This window comes from Sandarakinorhabdus sp. (genome assembly GCF_040398645.1).
Classification (GTDB): domain Bacteria; phylum Pseudomonadota; class Alphaproteobacteria; order Sphingomonadales; family Sphingomonadaceae; genus Sandarakinorhabdus.
The window spans coordinates 5,856-21,124 of the sequence record NZ_JBBATR010000001.1 but is presented as its reverse complement, the minus strand read 5'-3'; the positions used below and the strand labels follow the sequence as shown (position 1 = coordinate 21,124).

The window sequence follows — 15,269 nt, the reverse complement described above, 5'->3', positions numbered from 1 at the left end:
TGCGGAAGCGCATCTGGCTGCAGCAGCGCTTCGGCCAATCACGCTGGTCGGCCTGATGGGCGCTGGCAAATCCAGCATTGGCCGGCGGTTGGGGCTCAGGCTTGGCCTGCCGTTTGTCGATGCCGACACCGAAATCGAAACGGCTGCCGGCATGGCCATCGCGGAGATTTTCGAACGTTTTGGCGAGGCGCATTTCCGCGATGGCGAGCGCAGGGTGATCGCGCGGCTGATCGATGGCACCCCCAAGGTGATCGCCACCGGTGGCGGCGCGTTCATGAACGATGACACCCGCGCGCTGATTCTGGCGCGAACCCACGCGGTATGGCTGAATGCCGATGTGGCAACGCTGGTTGACCGGGTGCGCCGGCGTGGGAACCGGCCGCTGCTGGCCGGCCGCGACCCCGGGCTGGTGCTGGCGGAGCTGGCTGCAGTGCGCAATCCGGTTTACGCGCTGGCACAGATCGAAGTGGTCAGCCGGCCCGGCCCGCACCACGAAATGGTGGACAGTATCATCGCAGCGCTTGCCGCCGCAAACACACCTATTGATCCAGAGACTTGTACGGGCGGAGACACCGCGTGATCGTCGATGTCGCACTGGGTGCGCGCACCTATCCCATTTATATTGAGGCCGGCCTGATCGACAACGCCGCTGCCGTCATCATGCCTTTTGTGCGCGGCGGGCGCCTGGCCGTGGTGACCGACAGCAATGTCGCGGCGCTGTATCTCGATCGCTTTGCGGCCGGATTGCCCGGCGTCGCGTTGGCACCGATCGTGCTGCCGCCGGGCGAAGGCACCAAGGATTGGCAGCATCTGCAACTGGTCGTTGAACGGCTGCTGGCGCTGGGTGTGGAGCGCAGCGACGCTGTGGTCGCGCTGGGCGGCGGCGTGATTGGCGATCTGGCCGGCTTTGCCTGTTCGGTGCTGCGGCGCGGCTGCCGTTTCGTGCAGGTGCCCACCAGCCTGCTGGCACAGGTGGACAGCAGCGTTGGCGGCAAGACGGCAATCAACGCGGCGGCGGGCAAGAATCTGGTCGGCGCGTTTCACCAGCCTGCTGCCGTGCTGATCGATCCGCAGGTGCTGGCCACGCTGCCGCCGCGCGAATTGCGCGCTGGCTACGCCGAGGTGGTGAAATACGGCCTTATCAACGATGCCGATTTCTTTGCGTGGTGCGAGGCGCACGGCGCATCGATGCTGGCCGGCGACACGGCAGCCCAAACCCACGCCATCGCCCATTGCTGCCGCGCCAAGGCCGCCGTGGTGGCCGCCGATGAGCGCGAAACCGATGATATCCGGGCGCTGCTCAATCTGGGCCACACCTTTGGCCATGCGTTCGAGGCGGCAGCAGGCTTTTCGGACCTGTTGCTGCACGGTGAAGCGGTGGCGCTGGGCATGGCGCTGGCCCACCGGTTTTCAGCGCGGCGCGGCCTGTGTTCGCCGGCCGACGCCGCGCGGGTGGATGCCCATCTGGCGGCGGCCGGCTTTGTGATTCGCCCCGCCGCGCTTGGGCTCGATACCAATGCCGCAGATCTGGTGCACCACATGCGCCAAGACAAGAAAATGAGCGGCGGCACCCTGCCGTTCATCCTGTCGCGCCGGCTTGGCAACAGTTTCGTGGCCCGCGACGTGGCGATCCAGGATGTCGGAGATTTTCTGGCGGATGAATTGCTGGCCAGCGGCGTGGATTGAGCAACCCTCCCAGGCCGCGGCTGGCCGATTTCAGATCATTTGCGCTGCCACACATCGCCGGCCAGCAACGCCGGACGCGCCAACGCAGTGTCGGCGCGCGCATCATTCAGCAGCCAGCGCCGCCACCACAGGGTCGTCACGGCGATGGCCCGGTCTTGCATTGAGGTTTCAGCAGGATTGCGGCCAGGGTCGCCAGCAAACACCATGTGGCTGCCATCGGCCAGGATCAACAGTGCCTTGCGGCCATCGGCGGGCGCACCGGCATAGAGGGCGGTGCGCATGGCAATGTCGCGGGCGGCATCGGCTGGCGCAGCCCCGGCCGGCACGCCATCCTTGCTGCCGGTCACCACCAGCAGCGGCCGGCCGATGCCGCCGAACAGGCGGGCGGCAAGTTCAGGATCGGCAGGGCCGCTGCTGCTGAATGCGGCAAAGGCCCGAAAGCGGCGATCGATGTTTGGTCCGGCAGCGCTCCCCTTGGCGGCACCGATTTCGCCGGAACCGTCACGATTCCCGGCCATTGCCTGCACCACCCACGCGCCCATACTGTGCCCGGCCAGCGCCAGACGCTGGCCGTCGATGCGCGCCAGATCACAGCTGGCGTCGCTGGCGGCTTCGCCTTTGCGCCGTTCCAGTTCGTCCACCACAAAACCGATATCGGCAATGCGGGCCCGCACCTGCGCGGGCGTGATCGCAGCGCGCACCCGCGCGGCGCGCTCCGCCGGCGGCAAATCGCCGGCATAAACCGCGCCGTCACTGCCGGAATGTTGCACGCGCACCACGGCGATGCCCGCTGCCGCCCACGCCCGGACATAACGCTGCGCCGAGCCCAATCCGCCGCCAAGGCCGGGGGACCAGATCACCGCTGGGACCCTGGCTGGCACGCCGGCCGAACCGTTGGACGATGCTGCGCCGGGCGCATCCGGCAACGTGATGTGCACCGGCACATCGCGCTCCCGCACGGCATCACGCCACACCGCATCACAGGCGGCGGCAGCGGCTGGCCCAGCCAGCAGCAAGGCTGAAACAACGAATGTGAAGGCCGGATGCGCGCGCATCCTGCCTGCATACGCCAGGATCAGGCCAGCGTCATCTGGCGCTTGCCGTGCCGCACCACCGCAGCCTGCGGCGTGGTGGTGGCCATCGATACGGTCTGAATCGTGTCCATGAACACCCAATCGCAGCGGGTTTCGGCCGGGCTGAACGACAGGGTGAGATAGCCGCGCCGGCTGGTGTCGCACCACGCCAGGCCCGGAGAGCTCGCAATCACGCCGGCCCGGATCACCGCCGGATCGGCCTTCAGGGCTTGCTCATAGCCCGGCGAGGTCACCGACTGGACGCCGAATTCTGCTGCCACCGGCTTGCCATCGAAACTGTGATTGAACGCCCAGGCATTGTGGCTGTCCCCCGAAATCACGATCGAATTGGCACCGGCATCAGCCATCGTCTTCAGCAAACGCCGCCGCGCCTGCGGGTATCCGCTCCACATGTCCTGCGCGCCTGGGATGCCGGCCTGCGCCGCGGCAATCCCGCCGCGCACATAGCCGATGGCACGGGCATCGGCATCGGGGCCAAGCCATTCGGCGGCCTGCTTGGGCGTGAAGATATCGCCCATCACCACTTGCTGCGCCACCAGCTGCCAGCGTTGGCCGGATTTGACGCTGCTGGCGATCTCGCTGGCAAACCAGGCTTCCTGCTCGGTGCCCAGCAGGGTGCGGGTGGGCGATTGCCATTCGCCGCTGGCAAATGCCTTCAGGCCATCGGCGCCGCCGCGCATGGCATTGCCCAGATCAAGCTGCTTGTCGCGGCCGGACATGCGGGTGTCGAGGGTGAGGATCGACAGAAGATTGCCGAAATCATAGCGCTGCCATGGCCGCTCAGGGGTCATCAGCCATTCGCGGTGAGCCTTCAGCGCGGCATCACGGCGCATCATCCAATCGCCCTCATTGGCCTGGTGATTTTCGGCGCCGCCCTTCCAGGTATCGTTGGCAAATTCATGATCATCCCAGATCGCGATCATCGGGAAGCGGGCATGAATGGCCTGCAGCGCCGGATCGGCGCGGTAGCTGGCATAACGCTGGCGATAATCGTCGATCATCATGATTTCATTGGTCGGCAATATCTCCCGGCCCGGCATCACGGCCGTGGGATAGGTGCCTTGGGCATATTCATAGATATAGTCACCCAGATGGATGACCAGATCGATATCATCGCGCGCCGCGGCATGGGCATAGGCATTGAATTGCCCGAACGGCCGGTTGGAGCAGGACACCACAGCCAGCTTGAGCTGATCAAGCTTGCCAGCCGGCAGGGTGCGGGTGCGGCCAACCGGCGATTGCGTGCCATCGGGCGCCGTGAAGCGGAACCACAGCCAGCGGCCATCGGGCAGGCCGGTCATGCGCACCTGCGCGGTGCCCCAGGTTTCAGCGCCGGCCACGGCTTCGCCGCGAGCGATGATGCGGCTCATGCCCGAATCTTCGGCCACTTCGACCTTCAGGGTGACAGCAACACCGGTCGCAGTGGCATAGCGTGTCCACAGGGTGACCGCGGCTGGGCCGGGGTGACCGGATGCGACATTGTGGGTGAAGCCACTGGGTGCCCACATCCGCGCCAGCGCCGGCCGCACTGGCAGGATCAGGCCGGCGGCAGTGGCCGTCAGGAACGCGCGACGATCGATTGCAGGACGCATGATGATTTCCCCTCTAAATGCTCCGCCACATATACCGGATAGTGTGACAGTTTCGAGGAAGCCGCAGCCGATGCCCAAAATGCAGAAAAAGGCCGATCTGCCCAGCAAGGATTGCCAGGCGTGCGGCCGGCCATTTGCCTGGCGCAAGAAATGGGCCAAGGATTGGGACAATGTGAAATATTGCTCGGACGCCTGCCGGAGCGGCGCCTATTTGCGCGCCAAGGGAAAAGGTGCAAGCTGACGCGAAGACACCCGGGGAGGCGAATCGTCATGGCCACGCAATTGCAGACACCGTCCGTCAAAGATCAGGTTTCGGCCGAGGAGTGGGCGCTGCGCGTCGATCTGGCGGCGGCCTACCGGCTGGTGGCGCATCATGGCTGGGACGATCTGATCTTCACCCACCTCAGCGTGCGGGTGCCGGGGCCGGAGCATCATTTCCTGATCAACCCCTATGAGCTGATGTTCGAGGAAATCACTGCCTCAAGCCTGGTCAAGATCGACACCAACGGCAATCCGGTGATGGAAACGCCGTATCGCACCAATGCCGCCGGCTTCACGATCCACAGCGCCATCCACATGGCCCGCGAAGATGCCCATGCCGTCATCCACCTGCACACGCCGCACGGCCAAGCAGTTTCGGCGCAGGCCGAAGGGCTGATGCCGCTAACCCAGACCGCCATGCTGATCCGCGACGAGATCACCTATCACCACTACGAAGGCGTCGCGACCGATCTTGATGAGCGGGAGCGTCTGGTCGCTGATCTCGGCCCGACCAAGACCGCGATGATCTTGCGCAACCACGGCACGCTGACCGTGGGTGAAACCGTTGGCGAAGCCTTCATCAAGATGTATTTCCTCGAACGCGCCTGCGAAGCGCAGTGTCTGGCGCTGGCCGGCGGGCAAGAGCTGATCAACCACCCGCCGCAGGGCACCCCCGAAAAGGCCGCCGATCAGGGCCGCACTGGCCTGAAGATGGTTGGCAACATGCTGGCGTGGCCGGCCCTGCTGCGCAAGCTCGACCGGATCGACCCCAGCTTCCGGGATTAACTCTCGAAGCGTTGCAGCGCATCGCCGGCATAGGCGATGATGGCCAGCCACAGCCAGCCGAACAGCATCGCGGTGCCGCCAGCCGGCGCCAGCGCTGCCACCCACTTGGGCGCGCCGAGCGCCAGCAGATTCAGATCCATCGCAAAGATGAAGCTGCCCACGCTCACCGCCCAGGCGCCGGAGTGCACGAACGGCGAATTGCGCCAGCCCAGCAGCGCAAACACCGCGGCGACATGCGGCAATTGGAACACCACGCCGGTCATGATCCAATCCTTGGCCTGCGGATCATCGATGCCGTGGGCCGCGAATGTGCCGAACGCCAGCGCGATCGCGGCGTTCAGGCAGGCAAAGGCCGGCAGAAGGCGCGGCCGGGGCTGCGGAGCAGCATCTTGGGGTTCAGGCGACATGCGATTCACAATTGCCAGAGTGGGCGCAAAAGAAAAGCCCCACCCTCAATTGCTGAGCCGCTGAAGCTCGCGGCTGGTGATCATCCGCATGATCTGGTTGGTGCCTTCCAATATCTGGTGCACGCGCAGATCGCGGAATATCCGCTCGACGGGATAATCCATCAGATAGCCATAGCCGCCGTGCAGTTGCAGCGCCCGGTCCGCCACCGCCATGCCTGTATCGGTGGCAAAACGCTTGGCCATGGCGGCAAACATCGTCTTGTCGTGGGCACCGTCGTTGACCTTGATGGCGGCTTGGTACAGCAGCACGCGGGCCGCAGCCAGCTCGGTCACCATATCGGCCAGCGTGAACTGGGTGGCCTGGAAATCGCTGATCGCCTTGCCGAATTGCTGGCGCTGGCGGGTGTAGGCGATGGCTTCATCGAGCGCGCGCTGGCCGCCGCCCAGCGAGCACGCGCCGATATTCAGCCGGCCGCCATCCAGACCGGCCATCGCAATGGCAAAGCCCTGGCCTTCGGCCCCAATGCGATTGGCCACCGGCACCCGCACCGCATCGAAATTCACCTGCGCCGTGGGCTGTGACCGCCAGCCCATCTTGCGTTCATTGGCGCCAAACGACACGCCGGCCATGGTTTTCTCGATGGCCAGGCAGGAAATGCCGCGCGGCCCGTCTTCGCCGGTGCGCACCATGGTGACATAAAGATCATTCACGCCGGCGCCCGAAATAAACGCCTTGGTGCCGGTAACGATATAATCGTCGCCGTCGCGCACCGCGCGGGTTTTCAGCGCAGCAGCGTCAGATCCTGATCCCGGCTCGGTCAGGCAATAGCTGGCAATCAGGTCCATCGAAACGAGGCCGGGCAGATAGCGCGCCTTGACCGCATCGCTGCCGAAACAATCCACCATCCACGCCGCCATGTTGTGGATAGAGATGAAGGCGCTGGTCGATGGGCAGCCATAGGCCATCGCCTCCATGATCAGCGCCGCTTCCAGCCGGCCCAGCCCGATGCCGCCGCCGGCTTCGGAGACATAGATGGCCCCAAAACCCAGCGCCGCGGCCGCTTGCACGACGTCTTTGGGGTAATGGTGCTCGGCGTCCCAGCGCGCAGCGTGCGGCGTGATCGCTTCTGCGGTGAAGCGGCGGGCGGCTTCCTGAATCGCTTTCTGGTCGTCGGTCAGGTCAAATTGGCTCATGGCTCCTCTTACAGGGGCAAACGCACGCTGCAAAGCGCATGCGAGCGCCCGCCGGGGTGGAATCGCCGCAGCACATGGTGCAAAAGCCTCGCGATGAATCAAAGCCCCTCAGCCATCGTCGACCAGCTGATCGACATTCACCACCAATCCACAGCGGCACTGCGCACGGCGCTGAAAGCCTATATCGATGCCGGCACCGCGCCCGATGGCAGCGCGCGGGTGCGCGGCGATTGGACCTATCCGGAACTGCGCATCGAATTTGCCGGCGAATGCCGTGCCCAGCGCCCCACCCGCGCCTTTGCCCGGCTCAATCGCCCCGGTTCCTATGCCACCACCGTAACCCGGCCCGCCATGTACCGCGCCTATCTGGAGGAGCAGCTGGGCCTGCTGCTCGCCGATTATGACGTGACCATCACGGCCGGGCGGTCAGAGGTGGAAATTCCCTACCCGTTCGTGCTCGATGGCGCGGCCGATCTCAGGCTGGATGGCGTGGCAGCGGCCGATCTGGCGCGGCATTTCCCCACCACCGAATTGCAGCAGATCGGCGATGAACTGGCCGATGGCCTGTGGGATGACACCAGAGTCGAACATCGCCCGCTGGCGCTGTTCGATGGCCCGCGCACCGATTTTTCGCTGGCCCGGCTGAAACATTACACCGGCACCGCGCCCGAAGATTTTCAGCATTATATCCTGCTTACGAATTATCACCGCTATGTCGATGAATTCGTGGCCTTTGCCTGCCGCCAACTTGGAGAAGGCGGCTATGAACGCCTCGCCTGCCCTGGCGGGCTGGATATCACCGCCGCCGATCCCGATGCGACGCGCGCCGCCGCCGATTTTGCCTGGCGCAAGAACCAGATGCCGGCCTGGCACCTGATCGGGCCGGGCCGCACCGGCATCACGCTGGTCAATATCGGCGTCGGCCCCGCCAATGCCAAGACGATCTGCGATCACCTCGCCGTGCTGCGCCCCGAAGCCTGGCTGATGATCGGCCATTGCGGCGGCCTGCGCCCCAGCCAGGCCATTGGCGATTATGTGCTGGCCCACGCTTACTTGCGCGATGATCATGTGCTGGATGATGTGCTGCCGCCCGAAATCCCGATCCCGGCGCTGTCTGAGGTGCAAAAGGCCCTGCAACTCGCCACCGAAAAAGTCACCGGCATGACCGGCGACGCCCTGAAACCGCGGCTGCGCACCGGCACCGTGGTGACCACCGATGATCGCAACTGGGAATTGCGCTATTCGCGCACCAGCCTGCGCTTCAACCAGTCCCGCGCCGTCGCTGTCGATATGGAATCGGCCACCATCGCCGCGCAAGGCTACCGATTCCGGGTGCCCTACGGCACCTTGCTCTGCGTGTCCGACAAGCCGCTGCACGGCGAAATCAAGCTGCCCGGCCAGGCCAATCGCTTTTACGAAGGCGCGATTTCCGAACATCTGCAAATCGGCATCGAAGCCATGCTGATCCTGAAAGGCGAAGGCCCGGCCCTGCATTCACGCAAGCTGCGCGCCTTTGACGAGCCGCCTTTCAGGTAAGAAAAACAGGGCCTCCGGCGGGCAGGGGTGACCCCTGCACCCACTTTATAGACGTCGTGCGCTGGCGGCGTGATCGGTCCAAGCTGACCAATTGGCGAAAGGGGGTCGCTCCTGCCTGCCGGAGGCTGTTGCTGCCTTTTTCTTCAGCCCAACTGCTGCAACCCCAAATCCGCAAGCAGCGCCGCGTGCGCCGCCTTCACTTGCGCCCACAGATCGGGGTTGGCCATGTCGGCAGGGCCAATGGCCTGCGGCCAACAGCGTTCCACCAACCGCTCCAGGCGGTCAGCCTTGGCGTCGTCTAGCAGGAAGCGCGGATCGACGCGGGCCGGATCAGCGACCACGCGCAAGCGGAGGCAGGCGGGGCCGCCGCCGTTTTGCATCGATTCGCGCACATCCACAAAATGCGCGGCGCGGATCGGGCCATTGCCGGTGACCAGCGCGGCCAGATAGGCCTTCACGCTCGGCGTTTCCTCGGCTTCTTTCGGCAGAATCAGCGCCATGCTGCTGTCGGGCAGGGTGAGCAACTGGCTGTTGAACAGATAGGACTTGATCGCGTCAGCCAGGCTCACGGCGCTGGCCGGCACCTCGATATAGACTGCATCCGGCATCAGCCGGGCGATATCGGCCTTCAGGCCGGCCGCATCGGCAAAGGCGTGCTCGTGGGCGAACAGCACATGGCCGTTGGCCACCGCCACCACATCATTGTGAAACGCGCCGGCATCAATCGCGATCTGGCTTTGCGCGGCGAACAGCGCGTTTGCCGCGCCGTGGCGGCGCGCGATGGCTTCGCTGGCGCGGCGGTTCTGCCGGGCCGGGAAGCGACCGCCTTCTTCACCGTATACGAAAATCTCAATGCCCGGCGCATCATGGCTGCTGCACAGCCGCATGAAATTGGCCGCGCCTTCATCGCCGAATGCGGCCGGCAAAGCCTCATGAACGGCAAACGCCGGATCAGCAAAGGCCAGCGCCAGTTGTGCATGGGTTTCCGGATGTTCGATGCTGCGGTGGGCCATGCGCGACAGATTGGCAGCGCTGATATGGCAGCGGCCGTCGTGGGTGTCGGGCGCCGGCGAGACGGTGGCGGCGTTGGCCGTCCACATCGAGCTGGCCGAAGCGGCGGTGGCAAACAGGCGCGGGTCTTCGGCGGCGGCGCGGGCGATCACCTGATCATCCGTGCCGGCAAAGCCCATGGCGCGCAGAAAACCCACGTTGGGCCGATCGAGCGGCAGCAGAAAGCCCTGGGTGAGGCCCAGCCCCATGACAAAGCGCATCTTGGCAATGCCTTGCAGCGCCGCCGCGCGCGGGCGGGAGGCAGCGCCGCCATGCTTCGCGCTGGCGAGGTTGCCCAGCGACAACGCGGCATAATTGTGGCTCGGCCCGATCAGGCCATCGAAATTGATTTCGGGGATCATGGCTTCAGTCCCACGCTGATGCCGCCGACCAGCGCATCGGCCGCCAGCGTCGCCACCGGAAAGGCGCAATAATCGGCAGCATAATAGGCCGAGGCGCGATGATTGCCGCTGGCGCCGATGCCGCCAAAGGGCGCGGCCGACGATGCGCCGTTGGTTGGCCGGTTCCAGTTGACGATGCCAGCCCGGCTGCGCGCCCAGAAATCATCGAACAATGCGCCGTCGCCGCCGATCAGGCCCGCCGCCAGCCCAAAGCGGGTGGCGTTGGCGGCAGCGATGGCAGCATCCCAATCGGGCACCCGGATGATCTGCAAAACCGGCCCGAACAATTCGTCATCGGATGGCGTGCACCCAGTCATGTCGATCACCGCTGGCGACAGGAACGGCCGGTCAGCGCGGGCGCGCAACAGTGGCCGCAAGACGCGGCCGCCCGCGGCCTGCAAGCCGGTCCAGCCGCGCTCCAGCCCGTCGGCGGCGGCATTGGAAATCACCGGGCCCATGAACGGCTGCGGTTCGTCAAACGGCGCGCCCACGATCAGCCGGTCCGTCAGGGCCAGCACCGCCTCCACCAACCGATCATCGCCGTCGCGGATGATCAGCCGCCGGGCGTTGGTGCAGCGCTGGCCCGCCGACAGGAACGCCGATTGCACCACAGTCGCTGCCGCTGCGCCCGTATCGTCGACATTCCACGCCACCAGCGGATTGTTGCCGCCCATTTCCAGCGCCAATATGCGGTGCGGCATGGCGGCAAATTGCAGCGCCAGCGCCGCGCCAACGTGCGCTGAGCCGGTGAACAGCAAGCCATCGATATCGGCGCCGGCCAGATCGCGGCCCACATCGCCGCCGCCGTGCACAATGTTCAAAACGCCATCCGGCAGGCCCGCCTTCGCCCACAGCGCCGCCATGAAGTCCGCCACCGCCGGTGTCTGTTCCGATGGTTTGAACAGGATCACATTGCCGGCCAGCAGCGCCGGCACGATATGGCCGTTCGGCAGATGCGCCGGGAAATTATACGGCCCCAGCACCGCCAGCACGCCGTGCGGCTTGTGGCGCAGCTGCTGGCGCACGCCGCCAGATTCGCTGCCGCGCTCCCCGGCGCGTTCGGCCTGCGCGGTGATCGAAATTTCCACTTTCGCGGCCACGCTGGCGACTTCGGTGCGGGTTTCCCACAGCGGCTTGCCGGTTTCGCTGGCGATCAACCGTGCAAAATCCTCCGCCGCCGCCTTGGCAGCATCGGCAAAGGCGCGGGCGATGGCGATACGCTCGGCCAGCGGTGTGCGCGCCCAGCCGGGGGCTGCCGCGCGGGCACGGGCCAGCGCTGCCGCGACGCCGCCAACTGGCCCGGTCCAGATCACCTGCCCGGTGCACGGATCGGTGGAAACAAGCTCAGCAAGCGGCATGGCGGATCCTGGTGCCGGGGGTGATGCCCAGCGGTGCTGCAATGGCGGCGGGCATGGCGCTGCCGTTATCGGCAAGCGGCGCCAGAAACGCCTGAAAATCATGCAGAAGCCCGGTGGCAACCAAGCTGGCGGGCGCATCAATGGCGGCGTGCAAGGCGGTGATCTGCGCCTCCTGGGATGTGCGGACGGTTTTCAGATCGTCGGTGCGCGCGGCCACTGTGGGCCCGCCATCGAAAATATCGACATAATTGTCATACACAAAACCCTCCGCCTCCAGCATGGCCAGCGCCGCGCGGCCGCTGCGGTGCGGCTGCCCGATCACTGCCTGCGCAGTTTCGGGCAGCAAGGCGGTGTAGATCGGGTGACGCGGCATCAGATCGGCGATGAACTGGTTGCCATTCACCGCGTTGAACCGGTCCGCTTCGGGAAACGAAAGCCCGAAAAACTGCCGGCCCAGCGCATCCCAGAACGGCGAATTGCCATCGCTGTCCATCACGCCGCGCAGTTCGGCAATCACGCGCCCGCCAAACCGCGCCCGGTGCTGGGCCATGAACAAATAGCGCGCGCGGGCCAGCAAGCGGCCCAGGCCGCCGGTGCGCAAATCGGGGTGCAGGAACAGCCCGCCCACTTCCGATGCGCCATCAAAATCACTGGTCAGCGACAGGAACGGGATGCGGAAAATCCGGTCCAGTTCGCGGCTGTTCTGGGTGAGATTGCACAATTTGTAGCTGTAAAACGGCCCCTGGCTGCCGATCCGGCTGAAAATCATCGCCGTGCCGCCGATGCGCCCGGTGGCGGCATCTTCGAGCAGCAGCAGATAAAGCTCGTTGTGCGGCGCCGCGTCCTGGCGGGCGAAGCTGGCATCGGACCAGGCCAGCCGGCGCGCCAGCGATGCTTCGTCAGCAGGCAGATTGGTGAAACCGCCGCCGGTCAGATGCGCCAATTCCAATATGGCCGGCAAATCGCCGGCGCGCGCCGGGCGCACCCGCCATACGGCCTTGGACTCATCGCTCATCGCTGCCACCCCCGCTGCGCCACCCGCATCAGCAGCAGCGCCGAAAGCTGCGCACGCTCCTCAAGGGAATCGGCGCACAAAAATTCGTCGCTGCTGTGGATGGCGCCGCCGCGCGGGCCCAGCGTATCGACCACCGCCAGGCCCGTCGCCGCCAGATTATTGCCGTCACACACGCCGCCGGTATCCCGCCAGCCGATCGCCAGCCCCAGCGACGCCCCGCATTCGCGCACCAGTTCAAACAATCGCGCCTGATTGGCATCGAGCGGCTTGGGCGGGCGGGCAAAGCGGCCGTGCACATGAATATGCACATCATGCGCCGCGGCCACCGCCGCCACTGCGGCATTGATGCCGGCTTCGGCGCGCATCTGCGCTGCCCCGCTGCGCGGCCGCATGTTCCAGCGCAGCACCGCCGTGTCCGGCACGATATTGTCCGGCCCGCCGCCATCGATGCGCGCCGGATTTACCGAAAGATCATCGCCGGCCAACGCCGCCAGCCGCAGCGCCAGATCGGCAGCGGCCAAAATAGCGTTGCGGCCATCCTGCGGATTGCGCCCGGCGTGGGCCGCACGCCCGTGCACAGCGGCGGCAAAATTGCCCGATCCCGCCCGCGCCCCGGCCAGCGTGCCATCGGGCAGCGCCGGTTCATAGGTCAGGCCAAGCTGGCAGCGCTGGGCCGCGGCGGCCAGCAACGGCGCCGAACCGGGGGACGAGACTTCTTCATCGCTGTTGAGCACGATTTCCCAGCCCAACTGGTCCGCAAACGGGCTTGCTTCAAAGGCCAGCAGCGCGGCCTTCATCACGCAGATGCCAGCCTTCATGTCGGCCGTGCCGGGGCCGTTCAGCGTGTTGCCGTCCAGCCAGCGGCAAGCCTGAAAGGCATGATCGGCGGCAAACACCGTGTCCATATGGCCGGTCAGCAGCACCCGCACCGGCGCATCCGGGCGCTTGATGATGTGCAGATTGTCGCCGTGCTGCAGCGATTCTTCGTGGCCGCTGACCGTGATGCGCGTGGCCGGCGCAGCTGGCACCCGCACAATCGTGCCGCCCAGCGGGGCAAAGCCATCCGCCAGCACATCGGCCATCCGCGCCAGACCAGCCAGATTGCGGCTGCCGGAATTGATCGCCGCCCAGGCTTCGATTTCAGCCAGCATGGCCGGCCGCTGCCCGGCGATCCGGGCAAGCGCAGCCGCTTCGGCGGCAGAGGGCAGCAGGGGCGGGCTGGACATGGCTGCAACCTAATCTGTGAGCAAAGCAACTGCCAGCATTTTTTGTGATTTGAAGCACATTTCGGCCAGTGATTTTCGCGGCGCACAGCTGCAATTGCTGTGGGGAACACTGCCACCTTGACCGCAGCAGCCGATACTGGGCATGACGTTGCGGTTACATTGGCGCGTAGCCCGAGGGGATATCGGCTGCCGCGACCTGGCCAAGGGGATTTTCGTTGAACAACAAATGGCGTGTGAAATCGCTCGATGCGATCCTGGCAACGGCGCAGCGGAAATCGCTCACCCGTTCGCTGGGTGCGTTTCAGCTCACCATGCTGGGCATTGGCGGCATCATCGGCACCGGCATTTTCGTGCTCACCGCCGAAGCGGCGCAGCTGGCCGGGCCGGGCATGTTGGTCAGTTTCGTCATCTCGGCGCTGGTCTGCGGCCTGGCTGCCCTGTGCTACGCCGAACTGGCCGCGATGGTGCCGGTATCGGGCAGCGCCTACACTTATAGCTATGCCACGTTTGGCGAAATCCTGGCCTGGATCGTCGGCTGGGCGCTGGTGCTGGAATATGCCGTGGCTGCCAGTGCCGTTGCGGTGGGCTGGTCGGGCTACATGGTTGGCGTGCTGAACAATTTTGCCGGCATCGAATTGCCGGCCGCGCTGGTTACCGGGCCGTATGCGGGCGGCATCATCAATTTGCCCGCCGTGATCATCGCGCTGGCGGTCACCTGGTTGCTGGTGATCGGCACCAAGGAAAGCGCCACCGTGAATGCCGTGCTGGTCGTCATCAAGGTCCTGGCCCTTACGGCGTTCATCGTGCTGGCCGTGCCCGCGGCCACCGCCGACAAATTCTCGCCCTTTCTGCCGCTCGGCGCCACCGGCGCCATTGGCGCTGCGTCGATCATCTTTTTCGCGTTTGTCGGCTTTGATGCGGTTTCAACCGCTGCCGAAGAAACCAAGGAACCGCAGCGCAACATTCCCATCGGCCTGATCGCATCGCTGGCCATCTGCACCGTGTTCTACATGCTGGTGGGCGCCGGCGTGGTGGGCAGCTATGGCGCGCAGCCGGTGTTTGGCCCTGGCGGCGAAGCGTTGATGCCCGGTTCGTCGGAATTGGCGGCGCAGTGCAAAACCTATGCCGAAGCCACTTTGCCGGTGGTGTGTTCCAACGAAGCACTGGCGCACGTGTTGCGCGCCATCGGCCATCCCGGCGTGGGCAACGTGCTTGGGCTTGCGGCTGGATTCGCGCTGCCATCGGTGGTGCTCATGATGATGTTCGCGCAAACCCGGGTGTTCTTCGTGATGAGCCGGGATGGCTTGTTGCCGGGCGCCCTGTCCAAGGTGCATCCGAAATACGGCACGCCGCATGTGGTAACGATCATCACAGGCCTTGGCGTCGCGATCTCGGCGGCCTTCTTCCCGGTCGGGCAGCTGGCGTCGGTGTCCAACGGCGGCACCTTGTGCGCGTTCTTCTTTGTCAGCCTGGCGATCATGGTGCTGCGCCGCAGCGATCCCGGCCGCAAGCGGGTGTTTCGCACGCCCGCGGTGTGGATCGTGGCCCCGCTGGCCGCAGCTGGCTGCCTGCTGCTGTTCATGTACCTGAGCTGGGTGGCGCAGGCCGTTTTCTTCGGCTGGGCAGCGATCGGGCTGGTGTTTTATTTCCTTTATGGCCGCAC

At 65.5% G+C, this 15,269-nt stretch carries 14 protein-coding genes; 6 read left to right on the top strand and 8 right to left on the bottom strand.

Going from position 1 to position 15,269, the window contains the following annotated elements:
• Positions 1–13: 13 nt before the first annotated feature.
• Complete coding sequence (locus ABWP50_RS00100) at positions 14–580, top strand: shikimate kinase (RefSeq protein WP_502950941.1); 567 nt, start codon at positions 14–16, stop codon at positions 578–580.
• Entirely contained in the window at positions 556–1,686 is a 1,131-nt protein-coding gene (gene aroB / locus ABWP50_RS00095) for a 3-dehydroquinate synthase (protein WP_353215951.1), read from the top strand. The genes ABWP50_RS00100 and aroB overlap by 25 nt, the downstream gene beginning before the upstream one ends.
• A gap of 35 nt (positions 1,687–1,721) precedes the next feature.
• Here aroB and ABWP50_RS00090 read toward each other — a convergent pair whose 3' ends face one another.
• Together ABWP50_RS00090 and ABWP50_RS00085 are read right to left on the bottom strand one after the other, a co-directional pair.
• Positions 1,722–2,741: an alpha/beta hydrolase family protein gene (locus ABWP50_RS00090; protein ID WP_353215950.1), complete on the bottom strand. Its 1,020-nt coding sequence runs from the start codon at positions 2,739–2,741 to the stop codon at positions 1,722–1,724.
• A gap of 20 nt (positions 2,742–2,761) precedes the next feature.
• Positions 2,762–4,372, bottom strand: coding sequence for an alkaline phosphatase D family protein (locus tag ABWP50_RS00085; RefSeq protein WP_353215949.1), 1,611 nt, complete (start codon positions 4,370–4,372; stop codon positions 2,762–2,764).
• A gap of 70 nt (positions 4,373–4,442) precedes the next feature.
• Here ABWP50_RS00085 and ABWP50_RS00080 point away from each other — a divergent pair, with 70 nt between their 5' ends.
• Positions 4,443–4,613, top strand: coding sequence for a DUF2256 domain-containing protein (locus tag ABWP50_RS00080; protein WP_353215948.1), 171 nt, complete (start codon positions 4,443–4,445; stop codon positions 4,611–4,613).
• 29 nt (positions 4,614–4,642) lie between these two features.
• Positions 4,643–5,419, top strand: coding sequence for a class II aldolase/adducin family protein (locus ABWP50_RS00075; RefSeq protein ID WP_353215947.1), 777 nt, complete (start codon positions 4,643–4,645; stop codon positions 5,417–5,419).
• Here the strand turns inward: ABWP50_RS00075 and ABWP50_RS00070 are convergent.
• Together ABWP50_RS00070 and ABWP50_RS00065 are read right to left on the bottom strand one after the other, a co-directional pair.
• Positions 5,416–5,826 carry a DUF423 domain-containing protein gene (locus ABWP50_RS00070; RefSeq protein WP_353215946.1) on the bottom strand — a complete coding sequence of 137 codons (411 nt, stop codon included), beginning with the start codon at positions 5,824–5,826 and terminating at the stop codon, positions 5,416–5,418. The genes ABWP50_RS00075 and ABWP50_RS00070 overlap by 4 nt on opposite strands.
• A 45-nt stretch (positions 5,827–5,871) precedes the next feature.
• A complete protein-coding gene (locus ABWP50_RS00065; RefSeq protein WP_353215945.1) occupies positions 5,872–7,020 on the bottom strand; it encodes an acyl-CoA dehydrogenase family protein in 1,149 nt (382 codons plus the stop codon).
• 93 nt (positions 7,021–7,113) lie between these two features.
• Here ABWP50_RS00065 and ABWP50_RS00060 point away from each other — a divergent pair, with 93 nt between their 5' ends.
• Positions 7,114–8,556: an AMP nucleosidase gene (locus ABWP50_RS00060; protein WP_353215944.1), complete on the top strand. Its 1,443-nt coding sequence runs from the start codon at positions 7,114–7,116 to the stop codon at positions 8,554–8,556.
• A 143-nt stretch (positions 8,557–8,699) separates the two neighbouring features.
• Here ABWP50_RS00060 and ABWP50_RS00055 read toward each other — a convergent pair whose 3' ends face one another.
• From ABWP50_RS00055 to ABWP50_RS00040, 4 genes are read right to left on the bottom strand one after another with little or no spacing between them, the layout of a single operon-like run.
• Positions 8,700–9,968, bottom strand: coding sequence for an N-succinylarginine dihydrolase (locus ABWP50_RS00055; RefSeq protein ID WP_353215943.1), 1,269 nt, complete (start codon positions 9,966–9,968; stop codon positions 8,700–8,702).
• A complete protein-coding gene (gene astD / locus ABWP50_RS00050) occupies positions 9,965–11,365 on the bottom strand; it encodes a succinylglutamate-semialdehyde dehydrogenase (protein ID WP_353215942.1) in 1,401 nt (466 codons plus the stop codon). The genes ABWP50_RS00055 and astD overlap by 4 nt, the downstream gene beginning before the upstream one ends.
• Complete coding sequence (locus ABWP50_RS00045; RefSeq protein WP_353215941.1) at positions 11,352–12,380, bottom strand: arginine N-succinyltransferase; 1,029 nt, start codon at positions 12,378–12,380, stop codon at positions 11,352–11,354. Before ABWP50_RS00045 ends, astD begins: the two co-directional genes overlap by 14 nt.
• Entirely contained in the window at positions 12,377–13,606 is a 1,230-nt protein-coding gene (locus tag ABWP50_RS00040; protein ID WP_353215940.1) for a hydrolase, read from the bottom strand. Before ABWP50_RS00040 ends, ABWP50_RS00045 begins: the two co-directional genes overlap by 4 nt.
• A 215-nt stretch (positions 13,607–13,821) precedes the next feature.
• Between ABWP50_RS00040 and ABWP50_RS00035 the strand changes: the two genes are divergently transcribed.
• Positions 13,822–15,269, top strand: a 1,448-nt coding sequence (locus tag ABWP50_RS00035; RefSeq protein WP_353215939.1) for an amino acid permease, incomplete at its 3' end; no start/stop codon positions are given.

What these genes read in the sequence shown, in the direction of transcription:
- ABWP50_RS00045 (WP_353215941.1), bottom strand. Translation starts at nt 12,380, where the DNA reads ATGAGCGATGAGTCCAAGGCCGTATGGCGGGTGCGCCCGGCGCGCGCC.
- ABWP50_RS00075 (WP_353215947.1), top strand. Translation starts at nt 4,643, where the DNA reads ATGGCCACGCAATTGCAGACACCGTCCGTCAAAGATCAGGTTTCGGCC.
- ABWP50_RS00070 (WP_353215946.1), bottom strand. Translation starts at nt 5,826, where the DNA reads ATGTCGCCTGAACCCCAAGATGCTGCTCCGCAGCCCCGGCCGCGCCTT.
- astD (WP_353215942.1), bottom strand. Translation starts at nt 11,365, where the DNA reads ATGCCGCTTGCTGAGCTTGTTTCCACCGATCCGTGCACCGGGCAGGTG.
- ABWP50_RS00065 (WP_353215945.1), bottom strand. Translation starts at nt 7,020, where the DNA reads ATGAGCCAATTTGACCTGACCGACGACCAGAAAGCGATTCAGGAAGCC.
- ABWP50_RS00080 (WP_353215948.1), top strand. Translation starts at nt 4,443, where the DNA reads ATGCCCAAAATGCAGAAAAAGGCCGATCTGCCCAGCAAGGATTGCCAG.
- ABWP50_RS00090 (WP_353215950.1), bottom strand. Translation starts at nt 2,741, where the DNA reads ATGCGCGCGCATCCGGCCTTCACATTCGTTGTTTCAGCCTTGCTGCTG.
- ABWP50_RS00055 (WP_353215943.1), bottom strand. Translation starts at nt 9,968, where the DNA reads ATGATCCCCGAAATCAATTTCGATGGCCTGATCGGGCCGAGCCACAAT.
- ABWP50_RS00085 (WP_353215949.1), bottom strand. Translation starts at nt 4,372, where the DNA reads ATGCGTCCTGCAATCGATCGTCGCGCGTTCCTGACGGCCACTGCCGCC.
- ABWP50_RS00060 (WP_353215944.1), top strand. Translation starts at nt 7,114, where the DNA reads ATGAATCAAAGCCCCTCAGCCATCGTCGACCAGCTGATCGACATTCAC.
- ABWP50_RS00040 (WP_353215940.1), bottom strand. Translation starts at nt 13,606, where the DNA reads ATGTCCAGCCCGCCCCTGCTGCCCTCTGCCGCCGAAGCGGCTGCGCTT.